Below are 25,875 nucleotides of genomic sequence, written 5' to 3' on the forward strand. Positions count from 1 at the left end.
ACGCTTGAAATATCCATGAACCAACGTCGGGAAGTGAGAATCATGGATAACCCCGGGGTCCCGACATGCGGGTATTGATAGCAACCGACGCCTGGCATCCGCAGGTGAATGGTGTGGTCCGGACGTTAACCTCGCTGGCGCGCAGTGCGTCCAAGCTTGACGCCGAGATCAGCTTCCTGACCCCGGACGGATTTCCGTCCGTCGGCGTCCCCACCTATCCCGGCTTGCGCATCGCGCTGCCGAACCGCCGCGAGATCGCGCGCCGGATCGAGGCGGCGGCGCCCGAGGCTATCCATATCGCGACCGAAGGCCCGATCGGTTGGGCGGTGCGCGGCTATTGCCGCCGTCACAAGCTCGCGTTCACCACGTCCTACACCACGCGCTTCCCGGAATATGTCGCGGTCCGCACCATGATCCCGGCCAGCGTCGGCTACGCCTTGTTGCGGCATTTTCATGCGGCGGCGTCGACCACGATGGTCGCGACCGCCTCATTGCGGCAGGAGCTCAGCGAGCGCGGTTTTCGCAAGCTTGGTTTCTGGACCCGCGGCGTCGACACTGATCTGTTCTCGCCTGAAAGCCCGGCCACGATCGACCTGCCGCGGCCGATCTTCATGACGATGGGCCGCGTTGCCGTTGAAAAGAATCTCGAGGCGTTTCTCTCGCTCGATCTGCCGGGAACGAAAGTCGTGGTCGGCGACGGGCCGCAGCGGGCGCAGCTCGCGCAGAAATATCCGCACGCGATCTTCCTCGGCGAGAAGAAGGGCGAGGATCTCAGGTCGCATCTCGCCGCCGCCGATGTATTTGTGTTTCCGAGCCTCACCGACACGTTCGGCGTGGTGCAGCTGGAGGCGCTCGCTTGCGGCACGCCGGTTGCGGCGTTTCCGGTCACCGGGCCTTTGGACGTCATCGCCGATCATCCGATCGGTGCGCTGGACTGGGATTTGCGCAGCGCCTGTCTGCGCGCGCTGACGATGTCGCGCGAGGCGTGCCGGAACTTTGCGCTGGGGCGCTCCTGGGAAAACAGCGCCCGGCAATTCATCGGCAATCTGGCCGCGCTGCAGCCCAGCCGCGCCACGCTGCCGGCGCGCCGCATCCCCGGCACCAGCGCCGTACAGGGTTAGTTCAATCTACTTTTGAAGAGAGACGAGAAGGCAGACCATGGCAGACATCATCAAGCTTGACGGCACCAGGGCGTTGGACTTCGACCGCGAGACGGTCGAGCAGGCCTACGACCGCTGGGCGCCGGTATACGACCTCGTGTTCGGCGGCGTGTTCAGCAAGGGCCGCAAGGCGGCCATTCAGGCCACCAACAAGATCGGCGGCCGCGTGCTCGAGGTTGGTGTCGGCACCGGCATCTCGCTGCCGCAATACGCAGCCCACTTACGCATCTTCGGCACCGACATTTCGGAAGCGATGCTGCAGAAGGCCAAGAAGCGCGTCGACGAGCTCAAGCTGAAGAACGTCGAGGGTCTGGCTGTCATGGACGCCGAGAAACTCGAATTCCCCGACAACTCCTTTGACGTCGTGATGGCGCAGTATGTCGTCACGGCGGTTCCGAACCCTGAAGCGGCGCTCGACGAATTCGCCCGCGTGCTGCGCCCGGGCGGTGAACTGATCATCCTGACCCGCGTCAGCGCCGATGCCGGCATGCGCCGCTTCATCGAGCAGCGCCTGCAGCCGGTGGTTCGCCCGCTCGGTTTCCGCACCGCCGAGTTCGCCTGGTCGCGCTACGCGCAGTGGCTGGCCAGCGCGCGCGGCATGGAGCTGGCGGAGCGCCGCCTGGTGCCGCCGCTCGGTCACTTCTCGCTCGTGCGTTTCCGGAAAGTCGACGTCGCGAAGGCAGCGTAACCGCGAAACTTCATATGACATTTAGATGATGTCATACGCCGGACATCGAATCCCGTTAATCCTTAACCCGAAAGAATTTTGGGGGAGATCATCATGATCAAGAACTTCATGCAGGAACTGCGAACCCAGCGCTGGGACGACCATCGCTACTATCACCACAGCCGCATCAACCAGTCGCTGCACTTCGTCAGCGCGGCGAGCTTTCTGTTCGCCTATGTCATGCTCTTCATCGATCCCGTGGTGTCGGCGCTGGTCGGCTGGCTGGTGTCGATGACGTCACGCCAGGCCGGGCATTTCTTCTTCGAGCCCAAAGGGTATGACCACGTCAACCACGCCACCCACGAGCACAAGGAAGAGATCAAGGTCGGCTACAATCTGCAGCGCAAGGTCGTGCTGATGGTGATCTGGGCGCTGTCGCCGGCGGTGCTGTATCTCGATCCGACCCTGCTCGGCATGTTCGCGCCGTGGGAGACGTCGGCGGACTTCATGCGCCAGGTCGCCAAGATCTGGCTGGCGATCGGTATCGGCGGGCTCTTGTTCCGCACCATCCATCTGTTCTTCATCCGCGACGTCGAGACCGGCCTCGTCTGGATGACCAAGATCGTGACCGACCCGTTCAGCGACCTCAAGCTCTACTACAAGGCGCCGATCGCCCTGATGAAGGGCGAGCTGATCGACCCGGGCCTCGAGAAGCACGTCAAGCACGCCTGATCGATTTGACCTGTCACGAAATGCATCATGCCCGGGCTTGTCCCGGGCATCCACGTCTTAAGCACCAGTTATGAGATCGTCATTGCGAGCGAAGCGAAGCAATCCATCTCTCCGCGCGGGGATAGATGGATTGCTTCGTCGCTTCGCTCCTCGCAATGACGAAAGAGCTGGCAGGTTATGAAGATTGTAGAAGAGGCGCGCTCAGCGACCGAACCTCTTGGCAAACATCTCTTTGAGGATCTGCCGCTTGATGTTCTTGTTGGTGATCGCGGCATCATGCCACCACCAGCCGTCACGCTTCATCTTCTCGGTGGCGCTGACGAAGCGGTCGGCGACCGCGGAAAAATCGTCATCGGTATAGTTCAGGCTGAAGATCAGCCGGCCGGTGCCGACCCAGCTCAGCGCCAGCCCCTCGGCGCGCAGATAGTATTGCAGCATCCAGTTGTAGCGAGACGGCGCGGTATAATGCACCATCCAGATCGACGACAGATTGCTGACGCGCACCGGAAGGTCGTGCGCGACGAGCCGGTCGTTGAGCGCCTTGGCGCGGGCGTTCCAGGTCTCGTCGAGCCCGTGATAGACCGAATTGAAATTGGGGCTGGCGAGCCGGCCGAGGAATTCATCCATCGCCGTCATGACGTAGGGATGCGAATTGAAGGTGCCGCGGGCAAAGCAGATGTCGGCGGGGCGATCGTCGCGAAAGCGCCGCATCAGGTCCTTGCGACCGCAGACCACGCCGACGGGCAATCCACCCGCAAGGCTCTTCCCATAGGTCACCATGTCGGCGCGGACGCCGAAATATTCCTGCGCGCCGCCGGCGGCGATGCGGAAGCCGACAAAGACCTCGTCGAAGATCAGCACGATGCCGCGTTCGGTGCAGATTTCGCGCAGCTTCTTCAGCCATTCGGTATAGGCGGCGCGGTCGAAATTGCCGGACCGGGAGCTGTCGACCAGCGCGGAATCGCCCGGCGCATTGGCGTTCGGGTGCAGCGCCTGCAGCGGATTGACCAGCACGCAGGCGATGTCGCGGCGCGTCTTCAAAACATGCAGCGTCCGCTCCGACATGTCGGCGAGCGTATAGGTCTCGTGCGGCGACACCGGGTTGCCGACGCCGGGCTGCACGTCGCCCCACCAGCCGTGATAGGCGCCGGCAAAGCGAACCAGATGCGTGCGCCTGGTGTGGTAGCGCGCCAGCCGCACCGCCTGCATCACGGCCTCGGTGCCGGACATGTGGAACGAAACTTCGTCGAGGCCAGAAATTTCGCACAGCCGTTTGACGTTGTCGGTGATAACGGGATGGTAGGGGCCGAGCACCGGTCCGAGCGCCTGCGCGCGCTTTTCCGATTCGGTGATGCAGTCCTTGTAGAAGTCGTTGCCGAAAATGTTGACGCCGTACGAGCCGGTCAGGTCGTAGGAGACATTGCCGTCGACATCGGTGACGGTGACGCCGGAAGAGGACTGCACGAAGGCGCTGGTGGAAAGATGCTCGCGCACCAGCCGGCTGTACTGGAACGGCACCCGGTAGGCTTCGGTGAATTGCAGATCGGAAATGTGCTCGGCCGCCTCGGCGGTCATCTGCCGTCCCTTGGGGTAACGGCCCTGATAGACGCCGGCGAGCCGGAAGAAACCGTCCTGGCGCTGCGCCGCGACATCGGCCGGCGCGCCGTCGGAGCGGAAGAACTCGCCGATATCGAATTCGTAATGCGGCATCAACCGCGCGACTATCTTGGACATCTTGGAATGTCCGGTCAGCGAGCGGTGTTTGGCGCGCGACAGCGCCAGCCGCGCCTGCAATTTGGGAAAGGTCACCGCGGCGCCGGCAATCGCAACGGCGGACAGCGACAGAATCGAAAGGGGCGAATCCATGCCACCAGCGCTAGCTAATCCTGCTAACAGATTCATGACAGTCAAAGGCCTGATTTCGGCCTTTACCCAGCAGGAGGACCTCAATTTCCTGCTCACCAACCGGATTCCCCGGGCGGCCATCACCCGTTTCATGGGGTGGTTCAGCAAGATCGAGAACCCGCTGGTGCGGGATGCCTCGATCGCCTGCTGGCGGTTGTTCTCCGATCTCGATCTGTCGGAGGCGAAGAAGACCGAGTTCAAGAGCCTGCATGATTGCTTTACCCGCGAGTTGCGCCCGGGCCTGCGGCCCGCCGATCCGGATCCGAGCGTTGTCGCCAGCCCCTCCGACGGCATCATCGGCGCGTTCGGCCGGATCGAGGACACAAAACTGTTCCAGATCAAGGGCGCACCGTATTCGCTGCTGGATCTGCTCGGCGATCCCGCGCTGGTGGAGCGTCACCGCAACGGCCGCTACCTTACGCTGCGCCTAACCTCGAGCATGTATCATCGTTTTCACGCGCCCTATGACGCCACGATCGAGCGGGTGAGGTTCATCCACGGCGACGTCTGGAACGTCAATCCGATTGCGTTGAAAAGGGTGGAGCGGCTGTTCTGCAAGAACGAGCGCGCGGTGCTGGAGACGCGGCTTGCCTCCGGCGAAGCGCTGACCCTGGTGCCGGTCGCCGCGATCCTGGTCGCCAGCATCCGCCTGCACTTTCTGGATGTGACGCTGAACGCGCAGAGCCGGGGGCCGGTGAATTTCCCCTGCACCGCCAGCATGCGCAAGGGCGATGAACTCGGCTGGTTCGAGCACGGCTCGACCATCATCGTGCTGGCGCCGGAAAATTTTGAGTTTGCCGACAATGTCGCAGACGGCGCGCGCGTTCGCGCCGGCGAGGCGCTGCTGCGGAAACCGGCCGCCTAAAGCGTGGCGCTAGTCTCGATTCCTGCGCTCGCTTCCCTATATAGTTGCGATCGAATCACGATTTTTCGCAAATCAGGGAAGCAAGATGGCGCGGACGCCTGTGCTGGCGGCGGGAGGCATTGTGTTGCGGCAGGCGGCGACGCCGCTGGTCGCGATCGTGCGCCTGCGCAAGCGCAACGAATGGGTGCTGCCCAAGGGCAAGCTCGATCGCGGTGAGACGCCGCGCGACGCGGCCGAGCGCGAAGTCAATGAGGAGACCGGGCACGACGTCGCCGTGCACGAATTCCTGGGCACGCTGGTCTACGAATCCCGCGGCGGCTCCAAGGTCGTGCATTTCTGGCGGATGGAGGCGGGCGCCGAGCCGGTCCGCAAACTGATGCGCGACGTCAAGGCGGTCGAGTGGCTGCCGCTGGCCGATGCGGTCGAGCGGCTGTCGCGCGGCTATGAGCGCGCGTTTCTGGAAAACGTCGGGCCGATAGCGCTGTCTGCGGGGGGCATTTCGCAGAGCGGCACGTCGGTTGCTCGTACGCCGGAGCGAATGCGAGTTGAAGCGATCGGCGAAGTTCGCGATCGACGCAGTCTTGTGCAGAAGATACGAGACTGGTTTTGGCGCGCGGCGTGATCCCCGCTCCTCGTCATGCCCCTTGTGCCAACAGAACGATCAAGCGCCACGTCCGGCATCGCCGGCCATGGCGCTTTCTCATGTCAGACGGAGTGCTGATCAGCCGCGTTTGTGCGGGGCCAGGTTCATCGGCTTCGACGGCTTGGCCGACGGCGCGTAGCTGACGGGCGTCGCAGCCGGGGGCTCGTAACGGAACACGGCCTTGCAGCCGTCGCTGAGTGACGCGCGCTGCCGGATCATGCAGGCGGTGACGCGATCGACATCCGGAATTTCCGCTCCGCACAGCCGCATCGCGTCGCCGGCACACATCTGCTCCTGCTCTGGCGTATGGGCCTGGGAAACGGTGGTCAGCATCCCGAACGCAAGCGTGGCCGCGATCAGCAATTGGCAGTTACGGATGGTGGAGCGTGCGAAAGCCATGGTGTGTCCCTCTTGCAGGTTTGGTGAGTAGTGCGCCCGAGTTGCGCGCCGGGTGGCGCCTCGTTGGGCAAGAGAACTACGCGAGCCTGGTTTCGGGATTTCTTCGTCGCGGGACCAAAACGGTTTCGTCGCGCGGAGAATTGTTTCGTCGCAGGTCGCGAGTAAGGAGTCGTTAACGGATGGAAAACGCGAAAAGGGCTCCGTGACGTGTCACGAGGCCCTTTCACGTCCAGCTCGAAGAAATATCAGCTCACGCGCTTCCAGGTCTGGCCGCCGCAGAACATGCCGCCGAAGGCGCAGCCCTGCACGCGGAGCGAGCCGTTGCTCTTCATCGACATCGTCGAGTCGTACTTGCGGCCGCTGTCGGGATCGTTGATCCGGCCGGCCCACTTCGAGCCCTGCGGTCTCATGTTGATCAGGATCTTTTCGCCGGTCTTGACGGCGTAGCCGCAGAGATTGTCGCCGCACTGCTCGATGCGGACATTGCCTTTGTTCTCTTCGGTGGCCCAGACGCCGATCGGCGAGTTCGGATCGAATGCGGGGCCAGCGTCAACCGGAGCCGGAGCAGGCGCAGCGTACCTGGGAGCGGCCGGCTCGGCAGCCGGAAGGGGGCCTGGCGGCGCGACGTCGGCTTGCGGAGGCGCGGCGGCGTAGGTCGTCGGGGCCGAAGCCGGGGCAGGTGCCGCCGCCTGATCAGGAGCCGGGGCAGGAGCGCGTTCCTGCCGTGCAGGTGCTGCCGCATAGTCATCGTCGTTGTAACGCTTGGCCTGGTCGCCCTTGTAACGGGGCTTGCCGGCCGCCGGTGCGTAATCATCGCCATGATAGCGCCTGTCGTCATGATAGCGCTTGGAGTCGCTGTATTCAGGCCGTGCGGGCGGCGGCGCGACATCGTCATCATCATCGTGGCGGTTGGACTTGAGGCCCTTGAAACCGGGCGCCGTGATGTTGATGCAGGACAGCGAGGCACAGCCGCGCGGCGCTTCGATATAGACGCGCTGGCCTTCGATCTGGAACGAGATGCCACCGGCATGGGCCGAGGTGGTGGCCAACAGCAGGGCTGCGAGGATGTAGAGCTTCTTCATGAGAGCCTCCTGGGCGGCTTGAATTGGTTGGCGATGAACTTGCGCGGACCCTATGCCCCGCCGCGCGCGCCTTCTGTGACGTAGGTCACTGGGGGACCCAGGTGACTCAAGTCACATCCAGGGAACCGGCCGCGGCCTAGCTTTTGGGCTCAACCCGGGGAGGGTCCGATGGAGCGTTTCTGTTTTCTCGCCGCGCTGATGCTGCTCAGTCCGTCCGCGGATGCGGCCGACTCGATTTCATTCGTGGTCGGCGGCCATCGCATCCAGATCGACGCGTCCAGATATTGCCGTTCGACCTCCTGCGCCTCGGTTTCGATTTCGGGCACCTCGCGCAACCGCATTCGTTATAACGACCGGGATCGCTATGACGACCGAGGTCGTTATGATGACCGTGATCGTTACAACGATGATGATCGCCATCGCGATGATCGCAGGATCAGCGAGTCAACGAGGACATTACCAACCGCACCGGCGGCAGCTCCGCCGTCAGTTCAATCCGTTGCCGCTCCGCCGCCGGCCGTCTACAGGCCGGCCGCCGCCGCGACGCAAAACGTGCCCGCGCCGCAGCCGCCCGCTCCGCCGGCAACACTCGCTGTTCCGCCTGCACCACCACCGCCGCCACCGCCGCCTGCGCCACCGGTTGCGAAGCCGGCCGAGCCGGCGCCGGTGGCCGTGCCACAGATTTCGCGTGTCTCGCATGATCTCGCCGACGATGCCGACACGCCTGTTGGAGATTGGCAGACCGAAGGCAAGGGATCGGTACGTATCGCCAAATGCGGCAACGCGCTGTGCGGCTACGTGCTCAATTCGTCCTCCAACGATAAGGGTGAGGCCGTCCTGATCAACATGAAGCCGAAGAGCGAGAAGCAGTGGACCGGCAGCGTCTACAGCCAGGCCAGCGGCGACATCTATTACGGCACGATGGATCTGAAAGGCCAGAACACGCTGCGCGTCGAAGCCTGCGCGCTCGGCCGCTTCTACTGCTCCGGCAACAACTGGCGCCGGATTACGACAGGGAACGAAAGCCTGATGTCGTCGCGGCAGACTCTTGTGGAGCCGCGGTCGTAATCATCACGCATGAAAATGCCCGGTGGAGCGACCACCGGGCGAACAGTTTTCGATTGGCTTCAAGCCTGGAAGGGGAAGCCTAGAACACGCCGATCACAATGGCGCCGACGAAGGCGAATGCAAGATACGCGGTTACAACGCTCAGTCTGCTGACCATGGTCATATGGGGAATACTCCCTTGGTTCACGTCGTGCCCGCTCATAACGCTCGACGCTAACAAAGCGTTCCCGGCCAAAACAAGTCAGCGTTGCTGTCTATCCCCGCCTGTCCACAGCCGGCGGTTGCAGGCAACATGGTAAATAATTCATGAAATCAACGTGTTGAAGACTTCTTAAATAAATTCGCCGAACGTGCGCGGATGACGCGTGGAGTTCGTTTGTATCTAGTCGGCTCCTTCGTCCTTGTCTCCTTGGCGGGTTGCGGCCGCGGACTGTTTCAGTCCGCCGAGCGTGAACCGTGGCGGGCCGAGGCCGAGGTCGCATGCCTGAAGTCCGGTGCGGTCAAGGAGACCCCCGAACTGGTCCGGATTGACCCGATTTCCGGTCCCGGCGCCTGTGGCGCGCAATTTCCGCTGAAAGTCGCGGCCCTCGGCGAGGGCAGCCCGAGTTTCGGTTTCGCCGACGAGTTGCGGCCGCCCGGCAATATCGGCAACCAGCCGCGCTGGCCGGTTCGGCAGCAACCTGCCGCCGCACCGCAGACCTATTCCGATCAGGCGCTGCGCCAGCCGAGCTATGGCGCGCCGTCCAACGGGCCGATCTCGCTGACCGCGCCGGGCGTGGCCCAGCAGGACGACGAAATCGATCTGCCGGCCGAAGGTGCGCCGCAATCGCGCGACCCGCGGAGCGGCTCTTATATGGCCGCGCCTTCCTATCCGCCGAGCGACCGCTACCCGTCATCCCCGAATTATTCGCCGGCACCCTATTCACAGGCGCCCGCCGCCGCGCCGCCGCCGCGGCTCGGGCCTGTTCTGGGCGATCCCGTCAACACGGTAGGGCCGGTCGCGATCAAGCCGACCGCGACGCTGGCCTGTCCGATCGTCTCGGTGCTCGACCGCTGGCTCGCCGACTCGGTACAGCCCGCAGCCATGCGCTGGTTCGGCGTGCGCGTGGTCGAAATCAAGCAGATCTCCGCCTATTCCTGCCGCGGCATGAACGGCAATCCGAACTCGCATATTTCCGAACACGCTTTTGGCAACGCGCTCGATATCTCCGCCTTCGTGCTCGCCGACGGCCGCCGCGTCACGGTGAGGGGCGGCTGGCGCGGCATGCCGGAAGAGCAGGGCTTTCTGCGCGACGTGCAGGCAAGCGCCTGCCAGCAGTTCAACACTGTGCTGGCGCCGGGCTCCAACCGCCATCACGAGGACCACCTCCACGTCGATCTGATGCGCCGCTCCAGCGGGCGGGTGATCTGCCAGCCGGCAGCTGTGTCCGGCGATCAGGTCGCGGGTAGGGCCGGAGGGCGCAGTCCCTACGCGTCGTCGCGCGAGCCCTGGACGACGGGTTCGCTCGGCGGCAGGAAGGCGCACCGGCACTCAAGCAAGGTCAACGAAGAAGACGAGTTCGACGGGCATTAGGCCCAGCTGTCATCGCCCGCCTTGTGCGCAATTGCGCACTGGAGCGGGCGATCCAGTATTGCAGAGACATCAGCGATAGAACCGAGAGGCCGCGGCGTACTGGATACCCGCGTGCGCGGGTATGACACCTTTTGTTGAAGGGTCGGCCGGCTTACGCCGCCAGCTTCTCCAGCACATCGCGCACCACGCCTTCCAGGAGATCGAGCTTGTAGCCCGTCATCAGCAACGGCTTGGCGCCCGAGGTCGCAAGCTTGGCAGCCACTTCAATGTTCAACGCATTGGCCGCCTTGCCTTGCAGTGCGCCTTCCGCCGCCTTCAGCCGCAGCGGCACCGGCGCGATGCCACCGGCGGCGAGGCGGATGAACTGGAACGCGCCGTCCTTGACGACCGCGCGGGCGCAGATCTCGACCAGCGGCCATTCCGCATAAGCGCGGCTGATCGCGCGCTTGTAGAACGCGCGCTCGTCCTGCATCGGCTTGGGCAGTTCGATGCCCCGGATCATTTCCCCCGGCTGCAGCAAATTGTCGGCGGTGCCGTTGGAGCCGTCGCCGAGCACGTCCGGGATCGATAGCCCACTTCTTGTGTAGGTGATGATGGTCGCGTCATAAGCCAGTAGCGCGGCCGCCATCGTGGAAGGGTGCGGCGCCACGCAGGGGCCGAGATCGAAGGCGACGTGATAGAGATGATTGCCGCTGCGGGCCGGGCAATCGGTGCCGCCCTTCTTCAGGCAGGCGATATGCGGATTTCGAAAATACCAGCAGCGCGAACGCTGCGCGATATTGCCGCCGAGCGTTGCCAGATGACGGATCTGCGGCGTTGCGAGGCCCTGCGCCGACGCCGCAATGCCGGGATAGGCCGCGGCGATGCTTCGATCGGCGGCGATCGCGGCGATGGTGGTGTAGGCGCCGATGCGCAGCGTGCCGTCGGCGCCCCAGTTCATGCCCGAGATATCCGACGCCGGCACGATATCCATCAGCGGGCCCTTCGAGACGCCGCTGCGGCGGCGTTCGGAAAGGTCGGTGCCGGCGGCGCGGAATTCGGTCGTCATGGCCGGTGTCATGCGGCGGCCCTCCCTTTCAGCGCTGAGATCAAACGGTCGGGGCGGATCGGCAACTCCATCGGCCGGATGCCGGTGGCGTTGTAGATCGCGTTGGCGACCGCCGGCGACGTCGGCACGGTGGCGACCTCGCCGATGCCGACGCTGCCGCCGAGCACGTGATCGAAACCGGCTTCGTCGAAATGCACGTCGATCACGGGCGTGTCGGCTATACCGGGAATCCGGTAATCCTCCAGCCCGCCGCTCAGCGTATCGCCGGTTCGCCCATCGATCTCGCGCGCTTCGTAAAGCGCGTAGCCGATGCCTTGAATGACCGATCCCGCCGCCTGGCTTCGCGCCAGCGCGGGCGCTGCGATCTTGCCGACCGCAATGCCGGTGTGGACGTTGAGGACGCGGACATGGCCGAGCCAGGTATCGACTTCGACCTCGATCACCTGCACCGAACTCGGCACGCCGGCGCCGATCACCATGTTGGACATCCAGCGCATCATCTTGCCGAAGATCCAGCCCAGAATACCCACCTGCTTCAGGGGCGACTCAACGCCCGGCGCCATCTGCCTGCTGTCCTCCGGCCGCACGCCTGATGCGGTGAGGTCGGGGGAGGCCGCCAGCAATTCGCGCCACGGCGCATTCGATCCCGGCGCCGGCTTTCGTTTTGCATTTTTTTCGATCGCGGCCTTCAGCTTTTGGATCGCGAGCAATGTCGGCGGCACCACCGAGGCGGTGGTGCGGCTGCCGCCCGAGCCCGGGCCTACCGGCAGTTTGGAATCGCCGATGTGAACCTCGACCTCATGCGGCTCGAGACCGAATTCGCGCGCCACCGTATTGGCGATCACGGTGCGGCTGCCGGTGCCGATATCCTGGATCGCCGTGCTTGCGATCAGGCGGCCGCCCTTGACCGACACTTCCACTTTCGAGCCGGGCTGCCAGAGATAAAGCCAGTATCCGGTGGCGACGCCGACACCGCGGCGATAGCGGCCGGTCTGCTCGGCCGGTGACTTCCGGTTGCGCCAGACGTCGAGCCCTTGCGCCCATTCATAAAGCCGCCGCCGGTTGGGATCGGTATCCCAGCGTTTGCGCAGCTCGATCGGATCGACCTTCATCCGCAGCGCGGCTTCGTCGATCGCCTGCTCCACCGCGAACGCCATCGGCGGTCCGCCGGGGCCGCGAAACGCCGCCCCCGGCGGCAGATTGCTGATGACGTCGAAATCGGCGAGCTCCTTGCCTTCGGCCGGATAGATCAGCCGTGCCAGGGTGGCGATGGTGGAATTGATCGCGGCGCCGGTGTCGGCATAGGCGGTCACCGACAGCGCTTTCAATCCGCCTTGCTCGGACGGCAGCAGCGCAAGCTTGACCTCCGACGCCGGCCGATAGCCGGTCACCGAAAGTTCTTCATGGCGATCGAAGGCGACGCGGACCGGCGCATTGGCGGCGCGCGCCAGATCGATCGCGATCGTCGTCTCCGCGCCGAGGCTGGCCTTGGAGCCGAAACCGCCGCCGACGTGATCGGCGATGACGCGGACCTTGTCGTGGTCGAGCTTGTAGCGCTTGGCGATCAGCTCCATCAGATGGAACACGCTCTGCGTCGAGGCGTGCACTGTAAGCCGGTCACCTTCGAAATGCGCGACTGTGGCGTGCGGCTCCAAACAGGTATGCGATTGCGTGCCGGTCCGGAACACGCCTTCGACCAGCAACGGATTTTTCTCCTGCCGCGCGCTCTCGACCCAGCTCCGCACCTGCTTCGGCTTGAGCGAGAACGCCGCCGACGGTCCGCGGATGTTCGCCTTCCACGGCGCCGGCGCGCCGGCGCCTTCGGAGACGTTGCCGGCTTTCTTGCGGTCTGCCTTTTCGAACACCACCGGCGCATTCGGCTTACGGGCTTCATCGAGCCCGATCACGGAGGGTAGCTTTTCGCTGGATACTTTGATCGCGGCGATCGCCGCCAGCGCCGTCTTGCGATCCCTGGCCGCGACGGCGGCGATGGGCTGGCCGACAAAGCGGACGATACGGTCTTCAGCGAGCAGCGAGATCGCGGCGCCGACACCCGGCAGCGCCAGCGCCGGCGCGAAATCGAGTTCGCCGATTTTGCCATGCGCGATCTCCGAGCGCAGGATGACGCCTTCGAGCTGGCCTTCATGCCTGACATCGACGGTGTATTTCGCCGCACCCGTCACCTTGTCGCGTGCCTCGACGCGCGGCGAGACGATGTCGCCGCCGTCGAACTGGCCGCTGCAGGCCGCGGCCACCGCGCTGAAGATGCCGTCATAGGCGCCGCAGCGGCACAGATGCCCCGACAGGACAGCGCCGATTTCCTCGCGCGAAGGTGTTGCCGTTCCCTTTGTTGCGCGCCAGTGGTCGTGAAACGCCGCGGCCTCGACGATGAAGCCCGGCGTGCAGAATCCGCATTGCAGCGCGTCGTGCACCATGAACGCCTTCTGCACCGGATGCAGCTTTTCGGCGCCGATGCCCTCGACCGTGGTGACTGTCTTGCCGGCCGCGGCGCGGGCCGGCATCAGGCAACTCGCCACCGGCGCGCCATCCACCAGCACGGTGCAGGCGCCGCAAACGCCGGCGCCGCAGACCAGCTTGGTGCCGGTGAGGTCGAGATCGGTCCTGACCACATCGATCAGCATGGCGTCGATGTCGTCGGGCAGGGGGGCGACACGGCCGTTGATCGTCATCGTACTCATCTGCGATCTCCTGATTTGCGGGCGGTTTTGCTTGCGACAGGCTTTCTTGCAGCTTTTCTTGCAGGTTTTCCTGCAGTGTCTCTTGAACGCGGCTTCGGCGCTGGGCCCACGGCGCCGGCGACCAGCGTGCGCACCATGATGCCGAAATCCCGCAGGAAGGCGTCAGCCGGCTGCATCGCCGGATAGGCGGACTTGGTGCCGTTGAACGCCATCTCGACGCAGCGCGCGAAGTCGGGCGCGGTCATGTCCTTGATCGCGAGACGTTGCTTGCGGCAGACCCGTTCGATCGTGGATGTCAGCTGCGCGGCATAATGCGCGGCATATTTCTGGTAGATGTCGCGGGCCTGCAGCAGGTGCTCGGAGAACAGCTCTTCGATATGGGGCGAACCCTCGAGCGGCGCGATCAACTGCCCGATCCGCGCGGTAATCTCGGCGATCAGGATGTCGGCAAGGCCGCTGCCGGCCTTTTCGGTGGCCTCGCCCGCCGCGATCTCGGCGGCCAGCGCGTTCTCATGCAGCCGCTCGATCACGGCGCGGAACAGTTCTTCCCTGGACTTGAAATGATGGTAGAGCGCCTGGCGCGTCAGGCCGGCGGCCTCCGCCGCCTGCTCGATCGACGAACGCCGAAACCCCTGCCGGCGGAATACCAGCATGGCGGCATCGAGGACGCGGTCGCGGGGCTTCATTTGACGAATTTGACAAAATGAGACGAAGTGTCAAATGACGGATTTGTGTTGGGGCGCGGCTAACTGCCCCACGTCTCGCTGCCGGTCGCGGCGGCCGAGTTCAAGCCCAGGACCATTTACGGATCACCGGCGTCCGAAAATTCCGCCGACCACGCCGCCCACGACGCCGCCGATCACGCCAACCGGATTGCTTCCGCCGCGACGACGGGCCCGACGTTCGTTACCCGACTTGCCAGTTTCGCGGACGCTGGCGTTCGCCGTCGAGGCGGATTCGGCCAGCAGTGCCTGGTGCTGCAACGGGTTGAGGAAGCCGGTGCTGGGATAGTCGCGCGCGGCCTGCCAGCGCGTGATGACGGCGCGGGTCCGCGCGTCGAACTTTCCGTTGGCCCTGGTGTCGAAGCCGAGCCGGGTCAGCCGGCGCTGCAGGTCGCGGCGCTTTCGCTTGTCGAGCCCGATCCGGTCTTCGGTTGCTTGCGTCGCTTCTTCGGCAAAGATCGCTTCATCGACCGAGGTCGTCGAATCGCGCGTGGTCGTGCTTGGGCCGGCCCTGGCGGCATCCGAGCAGGCGAGAATTCCCAGGATCGACAATGCCAGGATAACGACACGCATGGCTATTCTTCCCCCGAGTCTCTCGCTTCGAGAACCTGCGTCGGTGCAAATACGAACCCGGCTTTTGAATCAATGGTCGATTTTGGTTTCGTCGCTGGCAACTATTGGCGGGAACACTTGTTCCATGGCGTGCGCGGATTGTTGCACCGCATCGCGCGCAGCCGCGCGGCGGTCGGCGCAAGCAGGCGGTGCCGTCCCGCCCTAAACGAATTTGATCCCGATCAGGTCGCCTTTCTTCCAGGCGACCCTGCAGGCCCTGCCCGGGGAGGCCCGGTCGAATTTCAGATGAAAATGCGGCTTGACGAATTGCGGGTCTTCCACCCGCAATCGCGCACCGCCTTCCGAAATGTCGATGACGGTGCATTGACGCGCGGCAAAACTGCCGTCGATGGTCATCCATGCAGGCTGGTTGGTTCGCCGGCGAGAGGGCCGGGGCTTTCGACCGAAAATTGCCATGGCACATATCTCCCACGGGTCAAACGCGGAGAGGGGACGCCTGGTTGCAGTTGCGGACAATTTGAACGAACGGGAGGGCGGGGTGGAGATGCACCCGCATGAGCACACGCACTCAACTGTCATCGCCCGCGAAGGCGGGCGACCCAGTATCCCAGAGACGGTAATGATTGAACCGAGAAGCCGCGGCGTACTGGATCCCCGCCTGCGCGGGGATGACAGTCTTTGTAGGAAGCTACAGTCGCCCTCAGTCCCGTTTCGCCCGATACGCCGTCAGAAACACCCGCGTCGCGCTGTCGACGACAGTTGCGATCTGCTCTGGCGAAGGTGAGGGCTTGGCCTGGAAGATGAAAGCCTGAAACAGCGTCGCCTGGCACATCTGCATGAATTGCCAGGCCGCCAGTTCGTAATCGTCGATCACGAGTTCGCCGAGCCGTCCCCGCGCCTCCAGATAGGCGGCGAAGCGATTGACGGTGCGGGCCAGCACATTGTCGTAAAATCTGCGGCCGACGTCCGGCATGCGCTCCGCAATCGACATCACGGTGCGGATCGCCGAGCCGCCGCCGGGCCGACAAAGCACCTGGATGTAGGCCCGGCCGAATTCCGGCAGCGTGATGTCGACGCCGCGGTCGGGATCGAAATTGAATGCGGTCTTGCCCTGTTCGATCGATTCTTCCTCGACGATGGCTTCGAACAGGCGGTGCTTGTCGGCGAAGTAGACGTAGAGCGTTCCCTTGGAGACGCCGGCGGAGCGCGCGATCTCGCCCATGCTGGCGCCGTCGAACCCGAGATCCAGGAAAACTTTTCGGGCGCCGTCGAGGATCTGGCGACGCTTCGAGGAATCCTCGTCGATCACGACATCAAGCGGGTTCGAAGTGTCTGCAACCATTGGTTTATATTCTCGGGAAAGATTTCAACCTGAGTTAGATACCGGAAGGGTTTCTCGCTCTATGGTCCCCTCACGTAAATGTATATTGACCGAACGGTTCGGTCAATGCTAAATGTTGCAAGTGACGGTGCCTTCACGGCCGGGTTTCGGCTGCGTCTGCGCCGTGCATGAGTAATGGGGAGGCCGGGGTATGGCCGCAGCGAGAGATCAGGCCGCACGCGTCGTTCGGGAGCAGCCCGAAGGAGAAGCGGCCGAAGGCGAGGCCGCGCGCGACCCCGCCCAGTTGGCGGACCAGCTTCGAACTCACGTTGCAGAAGAAACCAGGCGCCAGCCGGCAACTGCTCCGGGCGCGCCGGCAACCGCCGCGCCCGCCGATGCCGCACAACCCGCCGCGCCGAAATCCGGCAAACGCAAATTCGTGATGATGGGCGTGTTCGCGTTGCTGGCACTCGCGGCCGTCAGCTACGGCGTCTACTACACATTCATCGGACGCTTTTATATCTCGACCGACGACGCCTATGTGCGTGCCAACAACACCACGCTGGGTGCGCGGGTCGCGGGCCATATCGCGGCGATCATTCCGACAGACAATTCAATCGTTCGCGCCGGCGACGTGATCTACAGGATCGATGACGGCGATTACCGGATCGCCGTGGATGCCGCGCGCACCAAAATCGCGACCCAGCAGGCCACCATCGACCGTATCGGCCGTCAGGTGGCGGCGATGGAAAGCGCGGTCGAGCAGGCCAAGGCGCAACTCGTCTCCGCGGAAGCGGCGCTGAAGCGCGCAGGTCTCGACTTCGACCGTCAGCAGGCGCTGAGCACCAAAGGCTTTGCCTCGCGCGCCACGTTTGAAGTTTCCGAAGCCGGCCGCGATCAGGGTGTCGCGCAGGTGAAATCGGCGCAGGCGGCCTTTGATGCCGCGCGCGACAATGTCGAGGTGACCAGGGCGCAGCAGAACGAGGCCCGCGCCCAGCTGGCGGAGTTGCAGACCACGCTGGCCAAGGCCGAGCGCGATCTTGCATTCACCGCGGTGCGTGCGCCGGTCGACGGCACCTTCTCCAACCGCATCGTCAACACCGGTGACTACATCCAGGCCGGCCAGCGCCTCGGCAATGTGGTGCCGCTCAACGACGTCTTCATCGACGCCAATTACAAGGAAACCCAGCTCAAGCGCATCCGTCCCGGGCAGCCCGTGACGATTTCCGTGGATGCCTACGGCCATCGCAAGTTCGCGGCCGTGGTCGACAGCATTTCGCCGGCGGCGGGTTCGGTGTTCACGTTGCTGCCGCCTGATAACGCCACCGGCAACTTCACCAAGATCGTGCAGCGGCTGCCGGTGCGGATCCGGGTGCCGAAAGATGTCGCGAAGCAAAACCTGCTGCGCGCGGGCATGTCGGTCTACACCACGGTCAACACCCGTGACGGCGCCGCCGATGCCGACAACGAGGCCGACCTCGACGCATCGCCGATGCTGCATCCGAAGTAACTTTTTCAGCGCAGAGGGAGCCCGGCGCGCGTCCTGAGCAGATCATGGCAGACGCCACCACCGCATCGCCGTCGATGATACCAGCCGCCAGCGTGCCGGACGAGCGCATCCCGCCGCGACGGCTGTTTGCGTTCCTCATCATGGTGTTCGGGATGTTCATGTCGATCCTGGACATCCAGATCGTCTCGGCATCGCTGAACGAGATCCAGGCCGGGCTTTCGGCAAGCTCGAGCGAAGTGTCGTGGGTGCAGACTTCGTATCTGATCGCCGAGGTGATCGCGATTCCGCTTTCCGGGTTCCTGTCGCGTGCGTTCGGCACCCGCCTGCTGTTTGCGATTTCCGCCTCCGGCTTCACTATCGCGAGCTTCTTCTGTGGTTTTGCCTCCACGATCGAGCAGATGATCGTGTGGCGCGCGCTGCAGGGATTTCTCGGCGCCGGCATGATCCCGACCGTGTTCGCCTCCGCCTATACGGTGTTTCCGCGTTCGAAATTCTACATCGTCGGCCCGATCATCGGCCTGGTGGCGACGCTGGCGCCGACGATCGGTCCGACGGTCGGCGGCTACATCACCGACCTGATGTCGTGGCACTGGCTGTTCTTCGTCAACATCATTCCGGGCATCGGCATCACCATCGGCGTCTTGATCCTGGTCGATTTCGACGAGCCGAACTTCAAGCTGCTCGAACATTTCGACTGGTGGGGCCTGCTGTTCATGGCGGGCTTCCTCGGCTCGCTCGAATACGTGCTCGAGGAAGGCCCGCAATATCAGTGGCTGCAGGATACCTCGGTCGCAGTCTGCGCCGCCGTCTGCCTGGTGTCCGCGATCGCGTTTTTCTGGCGCGTGCTGACAGCGCATGAGCCGATCGTCGACATCAGGACGTTCGGCGACCGCAATTTCGCCATCGGCTGCCTGATCTCGTTCTGCGTCGGCATCGGGCTGTACGGCCTGACCTATGTTTATCCGCGTTATCTTGCCGAAGTGCGCGGCTACAGCGCGCTGATGATCGGCGAGACCATGTTCGTCTCGGGCGTCGCCATGTTCCTCACCGCGCCGCTCGTCGGACGGCTGATGACCAAGGTCGACATGCGTTACCTCATCGCCTTCGGGCTTTGCAGCTTCGCGCTCGGCTCCTATTTGATGACATGGATCACCCGCGAATATGATTTCTACGAGCTGCTGGTCCCGCAAATCCTGCGCGGCGTCGGCATGATGTTCGCGATGGTGCCGACCAACACCATCGCGCTCGGCACGCTGGCGCCTGAGCGGGTCAAGAACGCCTCCGGCCTGTTCAACCTGACACGTAACCTCGGCGGCGCGGTGGGGCTCGCGCTGATCAACCAGGTGCTGAACGAGCGCACCGATCTGCACATCTCGCGGCTGCACGATCGCATGAACTGGGGCAACGCCATGGCCGTGGAGACGCTCAACATGTTCACCCAGCGCATGCAGGGCATGGGCGACGCCGCGCGGATGGCGATGAAGCAATTATCGCAGATCGTTCACCGCCAGGCTGTCGTGATGGGGTTCGGCGACGCCTTCTTCATGCTGGCCGTGTTCTATGTCGGCCTCAGCCTTCTGGTCGTGCTGCTGAACAAGCCGCCGGCGCTGGCGGCGGGCGGTGGCTCAGGGCATTGAATTGGGCGCTGAACCTTGCGTTGATTGATTTCGCGCGCTCACGCGGTTGTCATATTGCAAATCACCCGTGATGCATTTATAAGCGTGCGCATTGTCGCTCGAACCGGGGAGGATTTGCATGATTTCGTCTAATTCGCAGACCGCCCGCTTGCGTTCGATGCCTATGCTGGACGCCGTATCGGGCCTCTGAGGCCACTTTTCGCCAGCTCTGATCGGGCCTGACGTCCCGATCATCCAAGCTTCCCCGATCTTCAAAACTTCTCAACGAGTTACCTTTTTTCAACGACGCTTGCGTTCGGCCCTGTGCCGTCCGTGCGTCCTTTCAAATGGAGCCGGCATGCGCGCAAGCGGTGCCGGATGAGGCCATGACCGTTCAAACCGACAAGCGTCCCGCCGCGATACGCGTGGTGATCCCGTTCGTGTTCCGGCACTGGCTCGAACAGCCCGGCCGCGCCAGCGTCGTTGCCGGCGGTCTGCTGGGTGCGACAGCGGCCGACCTGTTCATGCCGCTGTTCTCCGGCCATCTGGTCGACGCGCTGACGCAAGGCGCGTCTGATCCCGCCGCGCGACGCGCGGCGATGATCGCCTTTGGCGGCATCGTGGCGCTGGGCGCGCTGTCGATGGTGCTGCGGCTGATCGGCCTGCAGGCGATCGTGCCGTTCACGCTGAAGATCATGTCCGACGTGTCGCGCGACGCCTTCATGCGGGTGCAGCGCTTCTCGACCGATTGGCACGCCAACAGCTTCGCCGGGTCCACCGTGCGCAAGATCACCCGCGGCATGTGGGCGCTCGATCTGCTCAACGACACCATCCTGATGGCGCTGGCGCCGTCGCTGACGGTGCTGCTGGGCTCGATGATCCTGCTCGGGCTGCACTGGCCCTCGCTCGGGGCGGTGATTGCGGTCGGCACGGTGATCTATGTCGCGATGACGATCGCGTTCTCGATGAATTACATCGCACCGGCCGCGCGCGTCTCCAACGCCTGGGACACCAAGGTCGGGGGTACGCTGGCGGATGCGCTGACGTGTAACGCGGTGGTGAAATCCTTTGGCGCGGAAGCGCGCGAGGACGGGCGGCTGTCCGGCGTCATCGGCCGCTGGGGCAGGCGCGTGCGGCGGACCTGGATACGCTACAACTACACCTCGACGGCGCAGCTCGCGGTGCTGCTGTGTTTTCGCACGTCCGTGATCGGCGGCGCGATCCTGCTGTGGATCGCGGGCCGCGCCACGCCGGGCGACGTCACCTATGTCTTGACCAGCTATTACATCATCCATGCGTACCTGCGCGACGTCGGCATGCACATCAACAATCTTCAGCGTTCGGTGAACGACATGGAGGAGCTGGTCGCGATCCACGCCGAGCCGATCGGCATTGCGGATGCGCCTGACGCGAAGCCGATCGACATCCAGGGCGGCCGCATCGTGTTCGACGCCGTGACGTTCCATTACGGCGGCCATCGCGATCCGCTCTATGACGGCTTGTCGGTGGACATCCGTGCCGGCGAGCGCGTCGGCCTGGTCGGTCGTTCGGGGTCGGGCAAGACGACGTTCGTCAAGCTGGTGCAGCGGCTCTACGACATCGGCGGCGGCAAGATCCTGATCGACGGTCAGGACATTGCGAAAGCGACGCAGCACTCGCTACGCAGCCAGATCGCGATCGTGCAGCAGGAGCCGATCCTGTTTCATCGATCATTGGCCGAGAACATCGCCTATGGCAGGCCGGGCGCCAGTATGGCCGCGGTCGAGCAGGCAGCAAGGTTGGCGAACGCGCACGAGTTCATCCTGCGGCTGCCGAAGGGATACGGCACGCTGGTCGGTGAACGCGGCGTCAAGCTGTCGGGCGGCGAGCGGCAGCGCGTCGCATTGGCGCGTGCCTTCCTGGCCGATGCGCCGGTGCTGATCCTGGACGAGGCGACTTCCAGCCTCGACTCGGAGTCCGAAGGCCTGATCCAGCAGGCGATGGAACGGCTGATGAAAGGCCGCACCTCGATCGTGATCGCACACCGGCTGTCGACGGTGCGCAGCCTCGACCGCATCCTGGTGTTCGATCGCGGCAAGATCGTCGAGCAGGGCACCCACGCGATGCTGACGGCGCGCGCCGGCGGCATCTATCGCGGATTGTTCGAGCGGCAGGCGACGGAGTTCGGCCGCATTACGGCGGCGGAGTAAATGACATTGCGGCGCGCGGCCTTGGGATGTTCCAAGGTCGCGCGCCGGGGGCGGATTTGAAATGAAAGACCTTACGCAGGGCTCCATCGTGAGCCACATCCTGAGCATGGCGCCACCGATCGTCGCCGGCATGATCACGATCATGATCTGCCAGCTCGTCGATCTGTATTTCGTGGCCGGGCTTGGTGATGCCGCCGTCGCGGGTGTGGCGGCGGCGGGCAATCTGGCATTTCTCATCAACGGCCTGATGCAGGTCCTGGGGGTGGGCACCGTCGCGCTCATTTCGCATGCTGTGGGCCGCAAGGATCAGGCCGACGCCAATCTGGTGTTCAACCAGTCGCTCGGCCTGGCGGCCGCGTGCGGGCTGCTGACATGGGTGGCAGGATCCGCATTCGCTGGCGGTTACATGCGCATGGTCGCCGCCAACGAGGCCACCGTCGAGGCCGGCACGACGTATCTGCTTTGGTTCATGCCCGCTTTGGCGTTGCAATTCGCCACGCAGGTGATGGCGGCCGCGCTGCAAGGTACCGGTATCGTGCGGCCCAGCATGATCGTGCAGGTGCTCGCGGTGATCATCAATATTGCGCTGGCGCCGGTCCTGATCTCCGGCTGGGGCACCGGCCTCGCGCTCGGCGTCGCGGGCGCAGGCCTTGCGAGTTCAATTGCGGTGCTGATCGGCGCGCTGATGCTGTGGATGTATTTTCGAAGACTGGAGCGCTACGTCGGCCTCAATCCCGCGCAACTGCGCCCGCGGATCCGGCAGTGGACGCGCATCCTCAATGTCGGTCTGCCGGCCGGCGGTGAGTTCGCGATCATATTCCTCTGGATGGGCGTGATCTATTACGCGTTACGCGACTTTGGCGCGGCGGCGCAGGCTGGATTTGGCATCGGGACGCGTGTGCTCGGCCTCATCCAGATGCCGGCACTGGCGATTGCGCTCGCCGCCGGACCGATCGCCGGGCAGAATTTTGGCGCCGGCAACGCCGCACGCGTGAAGGAAACCTTCACCAAGGCAGCACTGATCGCCACGTTGGTGATGATCGCTTTCACGATCCTGGCGCAATGCTGGCCCGGGCTGCTGCTCGGCGGCTTCGCGAGCGACGCTCAGACGATCGCGGTCGCAATCGTGTTCCTGCAATTGGTCTCGCTCAATCTCGTCGCGCAGGGATTCAACTTCGTGTGCTCCAGCATGTTTCAGGGACTGGGCAACACCAAACCGGTGCTGCTGAGTTCCGGCATACGTCTGATCACCTACGCCTTGCCGGTGCTCTGGCTGTCGGCAAGGCCAGGTTTTCGTATTGAGTATGCGTGGTACCTGTCGAACCTGTCGACGACGCTGCAGGCCGCGTTGAGTTTGTGGCTGCTGCATCTGGAGTTCAGGAAACGGCTGGCGCCGCTCAAGTCGGCGTTGCCGGCGGCGTGACGCCGGGAACGGAAGTCAGCTCAGGACGATCGGGCGCTTTGTGCCCGCGCGTGCGGGTCGAGATCGCGACGGTCGCGACCACGCCGGCAGCGAACAGCACGATCTGCGGCGTGATGGTCTCGTCGTTGAAAACCGCTGCGAGCGCAAAGACCACGAAGGGCTGCAGCAGCTGCACCTGCGACACCCGCGCGATGCCGCCCATCGCCATGCCGGCGTTCCAGGCAAAGAATCCGATCCACTGCGAGAACAGCGCGACGTAGAGCAGCCCCAGCCACGGTTTTAGCGGGATATGGGTGATGTCGGCCGGCATCGTCAGCGCGGCCGCCGGAATCGAGAGCGGCAATGCGATCACCAGCACCCAGCTGATGACTTCCCAGCCCGGCATCTGCGCGGTGAGCCGGCCGGAGAAGGCGTAGCCGATGCCGGACACGACCACCGCAGCAAGCAAGTATAAATCGCCGACCGACAGTTCGCCGCCGCCTTGCCGCAGCGCAAACGCAATCACCAATCCGGCGCCCGCGAACGAGGCGATCCAGAACAGCGGCCGCGGCCGTTCGTGGGTGATCATGACCGCCACCAGGGCGGTGGCGATCGGCATGATCCCGAACACCACGCCGCCATGCGAAGCGTCGACGGTCTGCACCCCCACCGACATCAGGAACGGAAACAGGATGGCGACGCAGATCATGGTGATGACCAGTTGCGGCCACAGCGCGCGCGGCGGCAGCGGGCGGCGTAACGCGACCAGCAATATCAGCGAGCATATTCCGGCGATCAGTGTGCGCTGCGAGGTCAGTGCAATCGGATCAATTGCCGACACCGCGAGCCGCGTCGCCGGCAGCGTACCGCCAAAAATCAGCACGCCGACAAAACCCAGCAACAGACCGAGACGTGCGCGTGAAAAAGTTGGAGAGGTCATGAAGCGATTGGATAACTGTTTTCCAGATCAGCGTACAGCAATCTACTCGGAGCACATGGCGGCCATGCGCCGCTAGCTCGGAGCAATACTGCTCCACACCAGTGCGAGCCCGGACAGAAACAGCAAGCCGAGCACGATGTCGTAGAAATTGCGGTCGCTCAGGGCCCGATAGGTCCGCGCGCCGATCCATGCGCCGATCAGCGTGCCCGGCAGCGCCAGCAGCGCGAGCCAGAACACTTCGGTCTTGACGAAACCGCTGACGATCTGCAGCAGCAAGGCGGCGCCGAGCACGCTGCCGTTGAAGATCTGGAATACGCCGCGGCGCTGGTCCTTGGTCCAGCCGCGCACGCTGGCCCACAGGGTCGGCAGCGGGCCGGACAGCCCGGCGAGGCCGCCCAGGATGCCGCCGGCAAATCCGACGGCAGCGTCCGCCGGCCGGCCGCCGAAGGCGAATGCCATCGGCTTGCGGACGAAAAACAGCGCGGCGGGAAACACCAGCAGCATCACCCCGACGCTCAGTTTGAATATTTGCGGCTCGGCCTGCGCGACCAGCAGCGCGCCGATCGGCATGCCGGCGAGCCCGCCGATGACGAACGGCGCGGCCAGTTTGAAGTCGAGAACCTTCCACATCGTCGGCAGCGTCGAGATCTGCGAACTGACCGAGCAGATCAACACCAGGGGGACGGCCAGCGACGGTGGCAGCACATAGAGCCAGATCCCCAGCGCCATCAGCGCCGTTCCGAAACCGGCAAGGCCGGACACGAAGCCCCCGGCGAGCGCGCCAAAAAGCAACAGCGCGTAAGTGGACGTTTCCAATTTTTCTTCTCTCCTTCGTCATTCCCCGATGCGCAATTGCGCATCTGAGGGCGGCGCGAAGCGACGAGCCCGGAATCCATACTCCGATCGTGGTTATGGATTCCGGGCCTGCGCCAAGAGGCGCATCCCGGAATGACGGTTGATTGGGTGCGAATATTTACACGCCCACGCCAACAGGTACTATCGCAATTCAAGCCTTCAACAACAATCATGGAAACGCCCCCGATGAGCTCAACCTCCGCAAAGACCTTCCTTGTCTGTCACGGCGCGTGGTCGGCGGGCTGGGCGTGGAAGAAGATGCACCCGCTGATGCGCGCCGCGGGGCATCACCTGGTGACGCCGAGCTACACCGGGCTTGGCGAACGCGCGCATCTGGCAAACCCCTCGATCGATCTCGAAACCCATATCGAGGACATGCTCAATGTCATCAAGTATGAGGATATGCGCGACATCGTGCTGGTCGGCCACAGCTATGGCGGAATGGTCGCGACCGGCGTCGCCGATCGTGCCAGGGATCGCGTTACGCAGCTGATCTACGTCGACGCCTTCGTGCCGGAAGACGGACAGTCGCTGTTCGACATCAACGAGCCGGGCCGGCAGCCGATGCTGGATGGCGCGAAGAAGGGGGATGGCTGGCGCATCCCGCCGATGACGTCGCCGCCGGACACCGCGGCTGAAGACGTCGAGTGGCTGGCCGCGCGCCGCGCCCCGATGCCGGTCAAATGCTTCGAGACCAGGCTCAAGCTGCAAGGCGGCAGGCTGACATTGCCGCGCAGCTATATCTACGCCACCCGCTTCCCGCCGGCCGATACGTTCGGCCCGTTTGCGAGGAAGACAAAGAGCGATCCGGCGTGGCGCTATTTCGAGATCGATGCCAGCCACGCGCCGAATGTCACCGCGCCGGAAGCGCTGATGGCGCTGTTGGAGAAGATCGTGGCGTAAAAT

Annotated in this window: 23 protein-coding genes; 12 read left to right on the forward strand and 11 right to left on the reverse strand. The window is 64.1% G+C overall.

Features of this window, described 5'->3' with window-relative positions:
• Window positions 1-65 precede the first annotated feature (65 nt).
• From JQ558_RS29555 to JQ558_RS29565, 3 genes are all read left to right on the forward strand, one after another.
• The gene (locus JQ558_RS29555) at window positions 66-1,121 is read left to right on the forward strand and encodes a glycosyltransferase family 1 protein (RefSeq protein WP_212295972.1); all 1,056 of its coding nucleotides are present in this window, start codon (window positions 66-68) and stop codon (window positions 1,119-1,121) included.
• 37 nt (window positions 1,122-1,158) lie between these two features.
• The gene (locus JQ558_RS29560; RefSeq protein ID WP_212295973.1) at window positions 1,159-1,848 is read left to right on the forward strand and encodes a class I SAM-dependent methyltransferase; all 690 of its coding nucleotides are present in this window, start codon (window positions 1,159-1,161) and stop codon (window positions 1,846-1,848) included.
• Between the two features lie 93 nt (window positions 1,849-1,941).
• The gene (locus tag JQ558_RS29565) at window positions 1,942-2,559 is read left to right on the forward strand and encodes a hypothetical protein (protein WP_212211659.1); all 618 of its coding nucleotides are present in this window, start codon (window positions 1,942-1,944) and stop codon (window positions 2,557-2,559) included.
• 201 nt (window positions 2,560-2,760) lie between these two features.
• Here JQ558_RS29565 and JQ558_RS29570 read toward each other — a convergent pair whose 3' ends face one another.
• Window positions 2,761-4,425 carry an aminotransferase class III-fold pyridoxal phosphate-dependent enzyme gene (locus JQ558_RS29570; protein WP_212295974.1) on the reverse strand — a complete coding sequence of 555 codons (1,665 nt, stop codon included), beginning with the start codon at window positions 4,423-4,425 and terminating at the stop codon, window positions 2,761-2,763.
• Window positions 4,426-4,459: 34 nt separating this feature from the next.
• Here JQ558_RS29570 and asd point away from each other — a divergent pair, with 34 nt between their 5' ends.
• Window positions 4,460-5,329 carry an archaetidylserine decarboxylase gene (gene asd / locus JQ558_RS29575; protein ID WP_212295975.1) on the forward strand — a complete coding sequence of 290 codons (870 nt, stop codon included), beginning with the start codon at window positions 4,460-4,462 and terminating at the stop codon, window positions 5,327-5,329.
• A gap of 85 nt (window positions 5,330-5,414) precedes the next feature.
• Entirely contained in the window at window positions 5,415-5,951 is a 537-nt protein-coding gene (locus JQ558_RS29580; RefSeq protein WP_212295976.1) for an NUDIX hydrolase, read from the forward strand.
• Window positions 5,952-6,050: 99 nt separating this feature from the next.
• Here the strand turns inward: JQ558_RS29580 and JQ558_RS29585 are convergent, their stop codons facing one another.
• A complete protein-coding gene (locus tag JQ558_RS29585; protein ID WP_212211650.1) occupies window positions 6,051-6,371 on the reverse strand; it encodes a hypothetical protein in 321 nt (106 codons plus the stop codon).
• Window positions 6,372-6,616: 245 nt separating this feature from the next.
• The gene (locus tag JQ558_RS29590) at window positions 6,617-7,453 is read right to left on the reverse strand and encodes a DUF2147 domain-containing protein (protein ID WP_212295977.1); all 837 of its coding nucleotides are present in this window, start codon (window positions 7,451-7,453) and stop codon (window positions 6,617-6,619) included.
• A 168-nt stretch (window positions 7,454-7,621) separates the two neighbouring features.
• On the opposite strand from JQ558_RS29590, the gene JQ558_RS29595 reads away from it, so the two are divergent.
• Together JQ558_RS29595 and JQ558_RS29600 are read left to right on the forward strand one after the other, a co-directional pair.
• On the forward strand, window positions 7,622-8,521 hold the full coding sequence (locus JQ558_RS29595) for a DUF2147 domain-containing protein (RefSeq protein WP_212295978.1): 900 nt from the start codon (window positions 7,622-7,624) through the stop codon (window positions 8,519-8,521).
• A gap of 358 nt (window positions 8,522-8,879) precedes the next feature.
• Window positions 8,880-10,094 carry an extensin family protein gene (locus JQ558_RS29600; protein ID WP_212295979.1) on the forward strand — a complete coding sequence of 405 codons (1,215 nt, stop codon included), beginning with the start codon at window positions 8,880-8,882 and terminating at the stop codon, window positions 10,092-10,094.
• A gap of 151 nt (window positions 10,095-10,245) precedes the next feature.
• On the opposite strand, the gene JQ558_RS29605 is transcribed toward JQ558_RS29600, so the two are convergent.
• From JQ558_RS29605 to JQ558_RS29630, 6 genes are all read right to left on the reverse strand, one after another.
• Window positions 10,246-11,154, reverse strand: coding sequence for a xanthine dehydrogenase family protein subunit M (locus JQ558_RS29605; protein ID WP_212295980.1), 909 nt, complete (start codon window positions 11,152-11,154; stop codon window positions 10,246-10,248).
• The gene (locus JQ558_RS29610; RefSeq protein WP_212295981.1) at window positions 11,151-13,841 is read right to left on the reverse strand and encodes a molybdopterin-dependent oxidoreductase; all 2,691 of its coding nucleotides are present in this window, start codon (window positions 13,839-13,841) and stop codon (window positions 11,151-11,153) included. Before JQ558_RS29610 ends, JQ558_RS29605 begins: the two co-directional genes overlap by 4 nt.
• Window positions 13,838-14,527, reverse strand: coding sequence for a TetR/AcrR family transcriptional regulator (locus tag JQ558_RS29615; RefSeq protein WP_212295982.1), 690 nt, complete (start codon window positions 14,525-14,527; stop codon window positions 13,838-13,840). Before JQ558_RS29615 ends, JQ558_RS29610 begins: the two co-directional genes overlap by 4 nt.
• Window positions 14,528-14,650: 123 nt before the next feature.
• A complete protein-coding gene (locus JQ558_RS29620; RefSeq protein ID WP_212295983.1) occupies window positions 14,651-15,136 on the reverse strand; it encodes a peptidoglycan-binding domain-containing protein in 486 nt (161 codons plus the stop codon).
• A gap of 201 nt (window positions 15,137-15,337) precedes the next feature.
• Complete coding sequence (locus tag JQ558_RS29625; protein WP_212295984.1) at window positions 15,338-15,592, reverse strand: PilZ domain-containing protein; 255 nt, start codon at window positions 15,590-15,592, stop codon at window positions 15,338-15,340.
• A 244-nt stretch (window positions 15,593-15,836) separates the two neighbouring features.
• The gene (locus tag JQ558_RS29630) at window positions 15,837-16,478 is read right to left on the reverse strand and encodes a TetR/AcrR family transcriptional regulator (protein WP_212211638.1); all 642 of its coding nucleotides are present in this window, start codon (window positions 16,476-16,478) and stop codon (window positions 15,837-15,839) included.
• Window positions 16,479-16,668: 190 nt separating this feature from the next.
• Between JQ558_RS29630 and JQ558_RS29635 the strand changes: the two genes are divergently transcribed.
• The 4 genes from JQ558_RS29635 to JQ558_RS29650 all read left to right on the forward strand — a co-directional run bounded on the left by JQ558_RS29635 (window position 16,669) and on the right by JQ558_RS29650 (window position 23,195).
• Window positions 16,669-17,967 carry an HlyD family secretion protein gene (locus JQ558_RS29635; protein WP_212295985.1) on the forward strand — a complete coding sequence of 433 codons (1,299 nt, stop codon included), beginning with the start codon at window positions 16,669-16,671 and terminating at the stop codon, window positions 17,965-17,967.
• 44 nt (window positions 17,968-18,011) lie between these two features.
• Window positions 18,012-19,604 (forward strand): DHA2 family efflux MFS transporter permease subunit, encoded by a 1,593-nt coding sequence (locus JQ558_RS29640; RefSeq protein ID WP_212295986.1) that lies wholly within the window; start codon window positions 18,012-18,014, stop codon window positions 19,602-19,604.
• 365 nt (window positions 19,605-19,969) lie between these two features.
• Window positions 19,970-21,772 (forward strand): ABC transporter ATP-binding protein, encoded by a 1,803-nt coding sequence (locus tag JQ558_RS29645; RefSeq protein WP_212211635.1) that lies wholly within the window; start codon window positions 19,970-19,972, stop codon window positions 21,770-21,772.
• 61 nt (window positions 21,773-21,833) lie between these two features.
• A complete protein-coding gene (locus JQ558_RS29650) occupies window positions 21,834-23,195 on the forward strand; it encodes an MATE family efflux transporter (RefSeq protein WP_212295987.1) in 1,362 nt (453 codons plus the stop codon).
• On the opposite strand, the gene JQ558_RS29655 is transcribed toward JQ558_RS29650, so the two are convergent.
• Together JQ558_RS29655 and JQ558_RS29660 are read right to left on the reverse strand one after the other, a co-directional pair.
• The gene (locus tag JQ558_RS29655) at window positions 23,170-24,114 is read right to left on the reverse strand and encodes a DMT family transporter (protein WP_212295988.1); all 945 of its coding nucleotides are present in this window, start codon (window positions 24,112-24,114) and stop codon (window positions 23,170-23,172) included. The genes JQ558_RS29650 and JQ558_RS29655 overlap by 26 nt on opposite strands.
• A 72-nt stretch (window positions 24,115-24,186) precedes the next feature.
• Window positions 24,187-24,930, reverse strand: coding sequence for a sulfite exporter TauE/SafE family protein (locus JQ558_RS29660; RefSeq protein WP_212211628.1), 744 nt, complete (start codon window positions 24,928-24,930; stop codon window positions 24,187-24,189).
• Between the two features lie 210 nt (window positions 24,931-25,140).
• On the opposite strand from JQ558_RS29660, the gene JQ558_RS29665 reads away from it, so the two are divergent.
• Window positions 25,141-25,872 carry an alpha/beta fold hydrolase gene (locus tag JQ558_RS29665; protein WP_212295989.1) on the forward strand — a complete coding sequence of 244 codons (732 nt, stop codon included), beginning with the start codon at window positions 25,141-25,143 and terminating at the stop codon, window positions 25,870-25,872.
• Window positions 25,873-25,875: the final 3 nt, after the last annotated feature.

This window comes from Bradyrhizobium sp. AUGA SZCCT0160 (assembly GCF_018130105.1).
Classification (GTDB): domain Bacteria; phylum Pseudomonadota; class Alphaproteobacteria; order Rhizobiales; family Xanthobacteraceae; genus Bradyrhizobium.